The 13,250-nt window shown below is 46.2% G+C and carries 8 protein-coding genes; 1 reads left to right on the top strand and 7 read right to left on the bottom strand.

Annotated features, from left to right (window positions below; all coding sequences use genetic code 11):
• Positions 1 to 2: 2 nt before the first annotated feature.
• On the bottom strand, positions 3 to 2,408 hold the full coding sequence (rpsA, locus tag GWP43_RS03095) for a 30S ribosomal protein S1 (protein WP_162662633.1): 2,406 nt from the start codon (positions 2,406 to 2,408) through the stop codon (positions 3 to 5).
• A complete protein-coding gene (gene hisS, locus GWP43_RS03090) occupies positions 2,405 to 3,778 on the bottom strand; it encodes a histidine--tRNA ligase (RefSeq protein ID WP_162662632.1) in 1,374 nt (457 codons plus the stop codon). Before hisS ends, rpsA begins: the two co-directional genes overlap by 4 nt.
• 78 nt (positions 3,779 to 3,856) lie before the next feature.
• Between hisS and GWP43_RS03085 the strand changes: the two genes are divergently transcribed.
• A complete protein-coding gene (locus GWP43_RS03085) occupies positions 3,857 to 4,936 on the top strand; it encodes a 6-phosphofructokinase (RefSeq protein ID WP_162662630.1) in 1,080 nt (359 codons plus the stop codon).
• A 15-nt stretch (positions 4,937 to 4,951) separates the two neighbouring features.
• On the opposite strand, the gene fusA is transcribed toward GWP43_RS03085, so the two are convergent.
• The 5 genes from fusA to GWP43_RS03060 form a co-directional block, all read right to left on the bottom strand.
• Positions 4,952 to 7,003, bottom strand: coding sequence for an elongation factor G (gene fusA, locus GWP43_RS03080; RefSeq protein ID WP_162664722.1), 2,052 nt, complete (start codon positions 7,001 to 7,003; stop codon positions 4,952 to 4,954).
• 93 nt (positions 7,004 to 7,096) lie between these two features.
• Complete coding sequence (locus tag GWP43_RS03075; RefSeq protein WP_162662628.1) at positions 7,097 to 10,114, bottom strand: ligand-binding sensor domain-containing protein; 3,018 nt, start codon at positions 10,112 to 10,114, stop codon at positions 7,097 to 7,099.
• Positions 10,115 to 10,242: 128 nt separating this feature from the next.
• Positions 10,243 to 10,641, bottom strand: a complete 399-nt coding sequence (secG, locus tag GWP43_RS03070) for a preprotein translocase subunit SecG (protein WP_162662626.1) — start codon at positions 10,639 to 10,641, stop codon at positions 10,243 to 10,245.
• An 81-nt stretch (positions 10,642 to 10,722) separates the two neighbouring features.
• Positions 10,723 to 11,997: a serine--tRNA ligase gene (gene serS / locus GWP43_RS03065; RefSeq protein WP_162662625.1), complete on the bottom strand. Its 1,275-nt coding sequence runs from the start codon at positions 11,995 to 11,997 to the stop codon at positions 10,723 to 10,725.
• A gap of 196 nt (positions 11,998 to 12,193) precedes the next feature.
• Positions 12,194 to 12,751 carry a GNAT family N-acetyltransferase gene (locus GWP43_RS03060; RefSeq protein ID WP_162662623.1) on the bottom strand — a complete coding sequence of 186 codons (558 nt, stop codon included), beginning with the start codon at positions 12,749 to 12,751 and terminating at the stop codon, positions 12,194 to 12,196.
• Between the last annotated feature and the right edge of the window lie 499 nt (positions 12,752 to 13,250).

Raw genomic sequence — 13,250 nt, 5'->3', positions numbered from 1 at the left:
CACTATTCCGATGCTTTATTCTTCATTAAATCGCCCAACGTAAAGGAGCCTTCGCCGTCTTCCTGTTTGGTAGACATATAGCGGGAAAGCTCTTCTTGCTGAAGACGTTTCTTATAGTCGCGGATGGAAAAAGCCGTTTTCTTATCTTTAACATTTACGTCAAGGACAGCCGCTTTTACCTTGTCGCCGACGGCATATTTCTTTAATACTTCGTCGGGATTATCTTCACGATTTTCTACAAGATTTTGCTTGTGAATAAGACCTTCGATACCGCCGGGTACTTTTACGAATATGCCGAAGTCGGTTACCGAGGTAACTTCGCCTTCGACGGTTGAACCGGGTTTATATGCCTCTGCAAAGGTCTTCCAGGGATCATCACTTAGCTGCTTTACACCAAGGCGAACTCGGTGTTCGGCAGGATTGCATTCGATAACAATTACTTCGAGATCTTGACCTGCCTGAAGCTCACTGTTCGGATGGCGTACCCGTTTTGTCCACGAAAGATCGTCGACATGCAAGAAGCCGTCAATCCCTTCTTCAAGCTCGATAAACGCACCGGCATTGGTTAATTTAACCACTTTGCGGGTTAAGCGGGTTCCAACAGGATAGCGTTCATCGATATTATCCCACGGGTTTGCCGTTACCTGCTTTAAGCCGAGGGAGACGCGTCCTGCTTGGATATCGTAACCGAGGATCATACATTCAACTTCATCACCGATTTTAACCATGTCGCTCGGTTTGCTTACCTTTTTTACCCAGCTGAATTCGCTGATGTGTACAAGACCTTCGATACCTTCCGATAATTCTACAAAAGCTCCGAAATCGGTAATCTTTGTAACATGTCCCTTTACAATATCGTTTACTTGGAATTTATCTTCAAATTCAAGCCACGGATCGGGGGTGAAATGCTTTAATGAAAGATTGATACGTTTTTCGGTGGGATCAAGTCTGATAACTTTTAAATCGATTTCCTGACCCTTTTTTACAAAATCTTTCGGCCGGGTAACGTGTCCCCAGCTCATATCATTAATATGAAGCAAACCGTCAAAACCGCCGAGGTCGATAAAGGCTCCGAAACTGGTAAAGCTCTTGACTGTTCCTTTTACAACGTCTCCGATATTGGTATTTTCAAAAAACGCTTCGCGATTTTTTTCGAGAGTATCTTCAAGATATTTTCTTCTATTAACTACAATATTATCTCTGTTCCCCTTGCGGTCAAAAACCATCTTTTCGATATAGAAAGTTCCCTTTTCGCCTAATAGGGATTCAGGCTTATCTACTTTCTGGGCGGCAGCCTGACTGATCGGCAAGAATGCAATCATGTTCGCACCGAGATCTACATCGTATCCGCTCTTGTTTACGAGCTTTATGATGGTACCTGTTACAGGAGTTTTGTTTCGGTATGCATTTTGCAGCTCTTTGCGTAAAATGCTGCGGTCTGCTTTTTGCTTGGAGATAATCAGCTTACCGTCCGTCGCCTCTGTCTTTTCAATGTATACCTGTACGGTATCGCCGATTTGAGGCTCTTCGGTAAATTCTTCGCGTGCAACACGTCCCTCTGATTTACCACCAACGTCAATAAAAACCGAATCATCGGTTATCGCAATAATACGGCCTTCTTTTAATGTTCCGACTTCAGGAGATTCAAAATTTAAATACTCCTCTGGTAATTGTGTTTGGATGCTCTGATCGGAATTTGTAACTGCATCCATTGCCACTTCCTTTTGTTCCATAAATAACCCTTTATCGTGTATTTTGTCTTTTATTTTCTCACAAACCTGCATTATGGTCAAGTCCGATGTATCTAAATAGAAAGCATCTTCGGCAATTTTTAAACTGCCCTCTTTTTTATTCCGGTCGATAGCGTCCCGCTCTTCGATATTTTTCCGTATTTCGGCTTCAGAAAGGCTGCTGGTACCTTGTTCAAAACGGCGCCGTGTTCGGGCATCTACGGAGGCGTCGAGGTATACCTTGCATTCGGCATTAGGGAATACCACGGTGGTCATATCCCTGCCTTCGCAGACGATGTTGAGTTTTGCTGCAGCGGCACGGATTTTTTTGTTGATAAGGTGCCGGATAGGCACAATCGCGGAGAGAGCGGCGACTATCGATTCGACGGCATCACTGCGAAGATATGGTTCCACGCAGCGGCCATCTAAATACATTCCATCCCGCTTATATTCAAGCGAGACGGTTTTTGCAAAATCCGTCCACTTTGCTTCGTTTTCCAAATCCGGCTTCTTCGCACCGGCGCCGCTTTCGTCTCCGCCTAATGAACGGAGTACTGCGAGTGCCATTGCACGGTAAAAGCTGCCGGTGTTCATAAAGGTGAAGCCCAAATCCGCCGCAATCATCTTTGCAACGGTGCTTTTGCCCGAACCTGCAGGGCCGTCTATTGCAACAATCATTTTTTACCACCTTTTAGAGATGCCGGAACATCTTTTAATAACAGATTGGTTTCCGTACGGCTCGGCAGGTGTTTAAGACGCACCGGCATTTCGGCACAGTTCTGCAGTGCCAGAGAAACGGAGACCCCATCCGGTTCGCTGTTGCTATCGGAACCTTCCGGCAGCGGCTCGATAAAAAGGCCCCAGTCGATGCCTTTCTTTTCGGCATAGCCGTACTGCTGCTGTATCTTCTTAGGTTCGGGGAAGACCTCTACGCGGCAGCCACATTGTTCCAGATAACTCGCCGCTGCACTGTTTCGTCGAATGAAGTTGCCTTTTTCGTAAAATACGATTGCATCGATAAAACAGGCCTCTTTGGAGCCGATGCCGAGCTGCTCCAATCCTGCGAGGAGACGGTCAAGTCCGATCGAAGCGCCGACCCCGCTCACCGTATCTTTCATGTAGAGTCCCGTTAAATTGTCGTAGCGGCCGCCGGAGCAAACCGACCCGAGCTGCGGAAGGTCGGTTAAAAAGGTTTCGTACACAATGCCGGTGTAGTAGTCAAGGCCGCGTGTAATGGAGGGGTCAAGCACAAAGCTGTCCGCGATACCTGCGTCGCATAGGAGCTGATATACGTCCCGTAAGCGGCCGGTATCGGGGGCAGCGCCTCCCGCAAGTGCTTCTATATGCGCGAGGATTGTTTCAAAATCGCTGTCTGCCGAAAGCCTGCTGCCGTATTGCACGATTTTTTCAGTCTTTTCAGCTCCGGCAATTTCCGCGAGTTGTTCGATTACTGCTTCTTTGCCGATTTTTGCTAATTTATCGACAATGCGGAGGATGTCTTCGCTTTTATCCTTTAGCTCCAGCCTGTCCAAAAACCGGTTGAATATGCCGCGGTGCGAAATATGAATACGGAAGTTTGTAACGCCGAGCGCTTTGAGGGCGTTATACATAATTTTCAGGATTTCAAAATCGGTATAAGCACAGTCTGAACCGACGCTGTCAAAATCGCATTGAATAAACTCGCGGTAACGTCCCGCCTGCGGTTTTTCGCCGCGCCAGACTTTTGCAATATGATATCGCTTAAACGGAAAATATAATTCGCTGTAGTGCTCCGCAATAAAGCGGGCAAAGGGAACGGTCAGGTCAAAACGGAGTGCAATGTCGCGTCCGCCGTTATCGTTAAAACGGAATACTTGCTTTTCGGTTTCCCCGTTGCTTTTGCGCAACAGCACTTCGGAATATTCCAAAGCAGGGGTGTCGATGGGTACGAACCCTGCATTTCTAAATACATTGGTAACGGTTTCGATTAAAAGTGCCCGCCGTATTTCGTCGCGCGGTAAAAAATCTCTAAATCCTTTAAGAACTTTCGGTTGTATCAATTCACTCATTTTTTCAGTATAGCGAATTTTTATACCTGTTACCAGTGCGCACTTGCATAAGCGGGGAAAGCAGGGTATTCTTTTAATATGACTGCACATAAACGCCTCGGCATTTTAACATCGGGGGGCGATGCTCCCGGCTTAAACGCCGCTATCAGAGCTTTAGCTCGGACAGCGATGAACCGTTACGGAATGGAAGTGGTTGGTATTGAGCAAGGGTACCGCGGCCTCATCGAAAATAAGTATCATATATTGACGGAGCAAGATCTTTCCGGCATCCTCGCGCGCGGAGGGACTATTTTGGGGGCTTCCCGTGAAAAACCGTTTAAAGACCGCGGTTGGCGTAATGCGGACGGCAGCGGGGCGGTTGATTGTATTAAAAAAAATTACAAAGACTTACGTTTAGACTGTCTCGCCGTCCTCGGCGGCAATGGCTCGCAGACTACTGCCGATATGCTCGCAAATGAAGGACTGAATATCATCGGTATTCCGAAAACCATCGACAACGATATTGTGCATAATGATATGAGCTTCGGCTTCCACACCGCGCTTGATATTGCAACGGATGCTATTGACCGGCTGCATACGACGGCGGCGAGTCATAACCGTATTATGGTGATAGAAATTATGGGACATAAGGCGGGATGGCTTGCGCTCTACGCGGGTATTGCCGGCGGCAGCGATGTTATTATCATCCCCGAAATCCCCTACCGGATTGAAGCAATAGCCGAGCACTTACTGGAACGCCGTAAAAAAGGAAAACATTTTTCCGTAATTGCTGTTGCCGAAGGTGCCGTATCGTTTAGCGAAAAGGATATGAACAAAAAAGCCTTAAAGGAAGCACGTAAATCTATGGTCGGTTCGATCGGATATCGGGTCGCAGGGGAGATAGAAGCGGCTACCGGTGCCGATGCGCGGGTTACGGTGCTCGGCTATTTGCAGAGGGGCGGTACCCCCTCCGGCTATGACCGTATATTGGCAACGCGCTTCGGCGCTGCTGCTGCCGAGTTCGCCGCAGAGGAACGGTACGGCGTTATGACAGCTCTGCAACAGGGGGGAATCACCGCCGTACCCCTCAGTAAGGTCGCCGATAAGGTCAAGAAAGTACCGGAAGACCACCCGATGATTCGCGCCGCGTGGGATGTCGGCACCTGCTTTGCCGGTTAACCGGTTGTTGGTCGGTTAGCTGCCGAGGCCGCCTTTTTTAATTTCAAAATGACTAAAGCTCATCGTAAAAGAGGCGCGTCCCTGCGTAACGGAGCGTAAATCGGTAGAAAAGCCGAAGAGTTTCGCCATCGGCGCTTGTGCATGAATGACATCGATATTCGGCTTCGAATCCATGCCGAGTACCATGCCGCCGCGCTGCGTCATCTGACTCATCGCATCTCCGACAAATTCCTTAGGACAGAGAATATCAACATTCATCACCGGCTCAAGCAGTTCGGGAGCGGCTTTTCGGCACGCCTCGTCAAAGCCCATCGCAGCGGCGGCTTCAAACGCAAAGGTTGTCGCAGTCAGCTCGTCGTATTCGGCATCGATGAGCGTTACGCCGATGTCTACGCACGGATAGCCGTATTGAATACCCGAATTAAAGGCGCCGCGGATCGCGTGCTCCACCGCCTCGATAATATCTTCAGGGAGGGAATGCGCCTGCGGAGTGCCGCCCGTCGAGACCTTAACCGTGTTCTTAAAGCTATTCCCCGAACCTCGTTCAAGCGGCTCTACACGGAGCGTGAGCTGTGCCGCCTGCTCTTTACCGGCCAGCACCTTGCTGAATCGCTCGGTGTGTTCTACCGTTTGTGTAACGGATTCGCGGTAGGTTACCTGAGGCTTGCCGATACGGGCTTCCACCTTAAAGTCCTGCAGCATACGGGTTGTAAGAACATCCAAGTGCAGTTCACCCATACCGGAGATAATCAGCTGTCCCGTCTCCGCATCCTCACGGCTTATAAAGGTGGGATCTTCCCGTGATAGAATCGCGAGTGTTTCTTTGAGTTTATCGCTTTCCGAAAGACTTTTCGGTTCGATGGCTACGGAGATAACCGGTTCGGGAAACTGCATGGATTCAAGGAGTATCGGCATCCCTTCGCTGCCGAGCGTATCGCCCGTTTGCGCCAATTTGAGCCCGACAAATACGGCAATATCTCCTGCTTCCACGCTATCCATCGGCTCGGATTTATTGGAGTGCATCCGCAGGATACGGCCGATCCGCTCCCGTTTTTTCTTGCCGACATTATATATCTGATCACCGGATTTTACCTTTCCCGAATACATACGGACATAGCAGAGCGCACCGGCCTCTCGATCGTATTGAATCTTAAAGACTAAACCAAGCGGCACACCGCCGCTTTTACAGGGAACGGAAACCGCTGTACCTTTTTTGACCTGTATTCCTTCGGCAGGAGCAACTTCGTCGGGTGCGGGCAGATAGTCCACAATTGCGTCGATGAGCGGCTGAATACCGATATTGCGCCGCGAAGCTCCGCACAAAAATGGAATATAATCACGCCGGAGTACCGCCGCTCGAATTTCTTTTTTGATCAATTCTGCCGGAATGGGTTCTCCCTCAAGTATTAAATCCGTTACCGCATCAGAGTAGGCGGAAACAACATCCAGCATTTTTTCACGATATTTTTCAGCCTCCGCACGGTATTGGTCGGAAAGCGGGCTGCGAGTAAATTTTTCGCCTTCGGTGTCCGCATCCCAGCGGATTTCTTCCATTGTTATAAGATCGATAACTCCTTCAAAACTTTCCGCGCTGCCGATGGGAATTTCTAGCGGCATCACCGTACAGCTGAATTTTTCTTTAACATCCTCCATCGCCGCAAAAAAATCGGCGCCGATTCTATCCATTTTGTTTACAAAGCAGATGCGCGGTACATGGTAATGATCCGCCTGCCGCCACACCGTTTCCGTCTGCGGCTGTACCCACCCTACCGCGCAGAGTACGGCAACTGCACCGTCGAGTACGCGCAAGGAGCGCTCCACCTCAGCAGTAAAGTCGACGTGCCCCGGAGTGTCAATAATATTGATTTGGTGATTACGCCAATAGGTTGTCGTTGCGGCACTTTGAATGGTGATACCTCGGTCTTGTTCCTGCTGCATCCAGTCCATTGCCGCAGCCCCGTCATCGATTTCTCCGATACGGTGAATTTTTCCGGTATAAAAAAGAATACGTTCGGTTGTCGTTGTTTTTCCGGCATCGATATGCGCCATGATGCCGATATTTCGCATAGTAGTAAGGTTACACACACACTGCTCCTTTTTAATATTCCAATATTCTGTGAGCACTATTTCGATCGAGCCGCATCAGGGATAGCCGGTATGTCAGTTACAGTCTGTTATCTGATCCATCGTCGTATCATAAAATACAACTTTATTTCTTCCCGTCTGTTTTGCGCGATAGAGGGCGCAATCCGCTTTATGGATCATTTGTTCAAAAGTATCTTTTTCGGTAGGTTTCCCCGCAAAGACTCCGATACTGATAGTTGCCTGTCCTACCATTTCTGTGGCGTACCGCCCATGCATTGTTTCTATTGTTTTTCTGATTCCTTCCGCAATATGAATCGCCTTTTCAGGAGGCAAATTATACATTACAATCAAGAATTCTTCTCCGCCATACCGACCTATCAAGTCTGTCTCCGTTCTAATGCGCTTTTTTAAATCTGCTCCAATCAAACGCAGCAGTTCGTCACCTGCTTGATGGCCGAAGCGATCATTATAATTTTTAAAAAAGTCGATATCGAACATCATAACCGCTATCGGAACATTATGCTCTATCGCCATTTGCCATATTTTTAAACCGAGCATATCGATATACCGGCGATTGCCTATTCCGGTTAAGTGATCGAGCAGGGAAAGCTCTTTGAGGGTAAAGTTATCTTGTATGAGCACTAGTTGTTTTTCTTCGAGCAGATCGGTATATCGCTGCAACCAATACAACTTATGAATCTTATATGCTAGGAAAACAATCACAGATACTACGACTATATAAAACCAAATCATAACGGGAGAAATAAGAAAACTCTGCCGTATGGTGAACGAAATGCTGTCGTGTACGGCATCTTGTCCCTCTGCTACATTTTTTACTAAGAACGTATACGAACCGGGGGAAAGGTTAGTGTATCGTACAAAATCCCTATCTGAAGCAACAACCCAATCTTTATCAAAGCCTACCAATTTGTAGGCAGCGATTGGCTTTTTATGCTGAGAAAAGTAGGGCGCTGCAAACGAAATTTTAATATCCTTTGTTTTGTAACTGAAGGTAATTGATTGCTTTCTTGTATAAAGGTTAATTGACTGGCCGTCTGCAGTCAATGCTCGTATTTTAATGGGCGCAAACTGGAGTCTGAATGCATAGAGCTTTTCTTGAGATATTTTTAATATACCCTTATCGGTGCCGAAGAAAAACAATCCCTTGTCTTTTAAAGCAATGGGCGCACATGAGAAATAACCATATCGGCGTATATTGGTGATATTATATGCTTGAGCCGTTTCATGTGCTATATCGAATAAATTTAAATATTTGAGTGCTGTTATCCATAGAAATCCGTCATCCGCATCGGTAATACCGATGATCCGGTTAGAGGAGAGACCGATACTTTTTGTATAGGTATGGAAGAGTTCTGTTTTTGGATCGAACCGGCAAATACCGCCGTCGTTTGTGCCAAACCATAGAAATCCTCTTGAATCTTCGCAAAAAGAATCAATACGATTGGCAGAAATTCCCGTAGGCTTATTTACGTCGTACAGGTACGAAATAAAATCGTCTGTCTCCGATACATATCGACAAAGACCTCTATTTGTACCTACCCACAGTGTACCGCGACTGTCTCGATTGGTAAAAAAGATAATATCGTTACTTAACGAACGGGGAACGTCTGAATGACGGTATTGTGAAAGTATTCCCTTTATGGGTGAAAAATGGACAAGCCCCGCACCGTACGTACCGATCCAGAGCGTATCATCAGCGTCTTGATAAACAGAACGCACCAAAAAACTTGAAGTATCGGATATTCTGCCGTTATATAAAGAAATCGGCGTAAATGAAGCCGTATTTGAATCAAAGAAGTACAGGCCTTTATTAGTACCTATCCAAGCTTCCGTATCGCTGATAACACTGATAGAATAAATAATCACACCGTTTACTTGATCTTTACTCACTATGAACGGGAACTCTTCCGGTTCCAACTGATCAAGGTCGTATCGAACAAGGATGTTATTGGAAGCCGCCCAAATATAGTTCGTACTGGATGCTAAACAAGAGATTGTATCGTCAAGATGCGATAACTTTTTTTGACTTGCAGCACCTTCGTCATAGAGCGGTACGGCAATATCGCCTGAAAGGCGGCTCAAATCCGCTATATTGAGCGCATCAGCGGTCCCGACAAAGAGCATATTGTATTTGTTTATAAAAAGTGAATATACGACATTATTGGTCAGAGCCCCCGCCAGGTTCTGATTAGCTTTATATGGGGTTACTTCTTTTGTCTTTTTATTGATGACGTACAGACCGCCGCCCCACGTACCTACCGCAATGTAATCGTCGGTAATAAAATTATTATAGAGTGTATATATTCGCGCATCCGGTAGCGAATAGATTTCATATTTATTTTTGTCCGGTACAATACGGATAAGTCCAACTCCCCAAACGGAAAGCCAATATACGCCGCTGATGTCTTCGATAAAATGGTAAACAACACCGTTTTTTCCGGGACATCCCTCAGGTATGAGGCTGCACGGCTCAAAAGACCTCTCTGTTTCATTGTATTGCCACACCCCGTCATACGTTGAGGCGTAAATGACACCGCGAGAGTCCTCGCTGATTGATCTGATGGTGTTGTTCCCGATAAAAGAGTTATATTGATGGTTATTGAAAGGGGTAAAGTTCTTACAGCCTCCATCGCGGCAAAAATATAATCCATTAATTGTCCCTATCCATAAGTGCCGCTTTGAATCGCGAAAAACCGCTGTAATCACATCATCGCTGACAGGAAAATGGGTGATTGTTCCATTTTTAATATCGAAACGCTCTAATCCGTTGTATGTGCCAAGCCAAAGTATGTCATCGGCGTCCATATAGGCTGTCTGAATCTGACTTGAACGGATCGTAGTATTATCAAAAGGCAGGTGTTCATATTTTTCGGACGTAATCCCGTTATACTTAATAAGACCAGAACGGGTAGCAAAGTACAGACAATCATGGCTGTCTTCTGCAATGCCGACAACTTCGTTAAAGGGGAATAGCACCGGTTCGGTATAGAATGAGAGTGGTGTTATATCCGCACAGAATACTAAACCGGCCATTAAAAAAAGTGTGCTAACGAATGTAATAAAATATTTCATGCCTACCTGTACGCTCCTTTTATAGAGGAACAATCCTAGAATGAAATAGAGATATATTCATCTCGCCGCAACTTATTTCGATTCATATTCCAAAAAACAAAAACAGTTATTAAATACAACAGTTCTTTTTAATGAGACGTATTATTAGCTGCCGCCTCTTCGGAAGATCGAGGATCGGTTTCGGTATTTTCCGTAGTATCGGTTTTGCCGGAATCGGAATCTTTCTCTTTCCACCATTCCGTTGCTGTTTCCGCCTGCTGTATTTGAGCGTCTTGCTGCAAGCCGGAATCGCCGGGACTTTTGTTCAGCCATGCAAGGAAAAAGGTAACGACAAAGAAAAGTGTTATCAGGGTATACGTTGCCCTTGTCAGAATGTTGCCGGAACGTGAGCCGAATGCGGAATTCGATCCACCCGAAAAAAGACCGCCTAAGCTGTCTCCTTCTTCATTCTGTAATAATACCAACCCCACAATTAAAAAAGCAACTATAATGAAAAATACCAATAATGCAATGCTCACTCCGCTCATAGACAGATACTCCAGAAATTTAGTAAATTATCACGCATTATATAAAAATAGAGAGGTTTATGCAAGACTTTGCAAACGCTCCTATCTCTTTTTGATGACGTCAAATCCGCAATAGGGCACCAGTACTTCGGGAATTTTGATACTGCCATCCTTCTGCTGATAATTTTCTATGATGGCGACAAGCGCACGGGACACGGCAATCGCCGTACCGTTCAGCATATGCACATATTTATTTTTTCCGTCATCGTCTTTAAACCGTACATTGAGGCGGCGCGCCTGATAGTCGGTACAGTTTGAGGTAGAGGTAACTTCTCCCCATTCCCCGCCGTTGCGCCCGGGCATCCATGCTTCCAAATCCCATTTACGATAGGCGGGAGCGCCGAGGTCTCCGGTACAGGTGTCGACAACGCGGAACGCAATGCCTAAACCGGTAAAGATTTCTTCTTCGATAAGACGGAGTTTTTCGTGAATGGCATCCGATTCTTCGGGGGTGCAGTATACGAACATCTCCAGCTTGGTAAATTGGTGTACGCGGTATAATCCCTTGGAGAACTGCCCCGCAGCTCCAGCCTCGCGCCGAAAACAGTGCGAAAGTCCGCAATACATCAACGGGAGCTTTGCTTTTTCGAGTATTTCGTCCGCATGATAGCCACCAAGCGTAATTTCCGCCGTGGCGACAAGGCAGGTACCTTCGTCTTCTATAGTATAGACATTCGATTCGCTTCCGCGCGGATTAAAACCGATACCGCGGAGAATTTCTTCTTTTGCGACATCCGGGGTAATAAACGGGGTAAATCCGTGCTTGCGCAAAATATTCAGGCCATACAGTACCAGCGCCTGTTCCAAAAACACTGCTTCATTTTTGAGGTAGTAAAACTTTACACCGGAGACCTTTGTCGCAGCATCAAAGTCGATTAAGTCGAGCGCTTCCGCCAGTTGTACGTGATCCTTAGGCTCAAAATCGAACTGAGGAACGGTACCAACTCGCTTTACTTCGCAGTTCTCCGTATCTTCTTTGCCGATCGGAGCATCAGGGTGCGCCATATTCGGAATCTGCATCATGGCCGCATCAAGCGCCGCTTCCTTTTCTTTTAATGCTGCTTCGGCAGCTGCAATTTCAGCCTTGATCGCCTTACCCGTTTCGATAAGCGCATTTCGTTCTGCGGCGTCCTTTGCCTTTTTCATTGCAAGGGAGTTTTCATTTCGTTTTGCCTGAAGCCCTTGCAACGCAGTTACCATCTCAGTTCGCTCGTCAAAGAGGCGGACGGCAGCTTCCGCATCGGCATGCATCGCACGGTTAATAATATTTTGTTTAACCGCTTCCAAATTATTTTTGATAAATCGATAGTCAAGCATGGTATTCCTTAAAATTCAACAGTTGAATAAAATGTGTATTTTGGAAACTGTTGAATTAGTGCGCGAAAAGCGCACATGTTTAATAAGCGATGTTTCGGCTTTGCCGAAACTCGACGGATAACAAGGCAGCCTTATTGTGGCCGCTGAAGTTACTCCGGTATTTTATGAAGTTCCGACACTTTATGCAAGCGTTTCCTTATTTTTCAACTTTATACTGCGGATTTGCTTCGTAAAAATCTGCAGGTAGAATATCCATCAGGATGATATTGTGATATTCCATATTTCGGGTTAAACCGTCGCGGATTTCTCCGATTTTTTTAAAGCCGACTTTTTCGTAGCAGGCAACGGCACGCCGATTAAAGTCATACACTCGTAATAGAATATTATGCAAGTTGAGCTTTTTAAAAGCGTAATCCAGCAGCAGCGACAGCGCTTCTCGCCCGTATCCCTTACCCCAATAGCCCTTATTGCCGATGAAGATACCGATTTCCGCCGTCCGGTGAAGGTGATTGATGTCGATAAAGCCTACATTGCCAATCAGTTCATTAGTCTTTTTGTCGATGATACCGTAATTGTGATCTTGAGCGAGCTTTTTTAGAAGCTCTCTTTCTCCATCGACAGGAATAATCGACGAAATTAATTGCAGATTTTCGGTCACTTCCATATCGTTGAGCCAAACGGCATACTGTTCGGCATCTTCAATATTGAGCGGCGCAAGATAGCATTGGGTGCCTATCAATTTTTTTATGTACATACGAGTCTCCTTTTCTCCGTTTGAAAATATACGGCGCATCTACTTCGTTGCTGCGCACAAATTAATCCTCAACGTATCATAGATACGCCTGCGGTTAATTTGTGCTCGCGCCTCGTATCTGCATCGTCTATTTTCAAACGGCTTACGAAAAATTTATTTTCAAAAGCACTTATTTATCCGTGCCGCTTCTGAAAATGCTCACCGTATCAGAACCGCCACGGATGACGGGGGAGTAAATCAGTAATGAGTTTAGACGTAAGGCTAAACTCGTAGCCACAGAATGTACAGGACGTACATTCTGTGGCGTGCATCCGTTTTATTTCGGCTAGGCTTCTAGCGTCTGCTCCACCTATTTTTAAAAGACTTACGTAAAGTTTATTTGCAAAAACACTTATTTATCCCTGCCGCTACTGAAAATCCTCAACGTATCATAGTCATATTCGGCTGCTAACATTCGCTTAATCTGCAAATGGGCATAATCCCGTTTGTCAGCGTTGAA

Source organism: Treponema vincentii (assembly GCF_010365865.1).
GTDB lineage: Bacteria > Spirochaetota > Spirochaetia > Treponematales > Treponemataceae > Treponema.
This window is presented reverse-complemented; position numbering and strand designations above follow the sequence as displayed.

What these genes read in the sequence shown, in the direction of transcription:
- rpsA (WP_162662633.1), bottom strand. Translation starts at nt 2,408, where the DNA reads ATGATTGTTGCAATAGACGGCCCTGCAGGTTCGGGCAAAAGCACCGTT.
- hisS (WP_162662632.1), bottom strand. Translation starts at nt 3,778, where the DNA reads ATGAGTGAATTGATACAACCGAAAGTTCTTAAAGGATTTAGAGATTTT.
- GWP43_RS03085 (WP_162662630.1), top strand. Translation starts at nt 3,857, where the DNA reads ATGACTGCACATAAACGCCTCGGCATTTTAACATCGGGGGGCGATGCT.
- fusA (WP_162664722.1), bottom strand. Translation starts at nt 7,003, where the DNA reads ATGCGAAATATCGGCATCATGGCGCATATCGATGCCGGAAAAACAACG.
- GWP43_RS03075 (WP_162662628.1), bottom strand. Translation starts at nt 10,114, where the DNA reads ATGAAATATTTTATTACATTCGTTAGCACACTTTTTTTAATGGCCGGT.
- secG (WP_162662626.1), bottom strand. Translation starts at nt 10,641, where the DNA reads ATGAGCGGAGTGAGCATTGCATTATTGGTATTTTTCATTATAGTTGCT.
- serS (WP_162662625.1), bottom strand. Translation starts at nt 11,997, where the DNA reads ATGCTTGACTATCGATTTATCAAAAATAATTTGGAAGCGGTTAAACAA.
- GWP43_RS03060 (WP_162662623.1), bottom strand. Translation starts at nt 12,751, where the DNA reads ATGTACATAAAAAAATTGATAGGCACCCAATGCTATCTTGCGCCGCTC.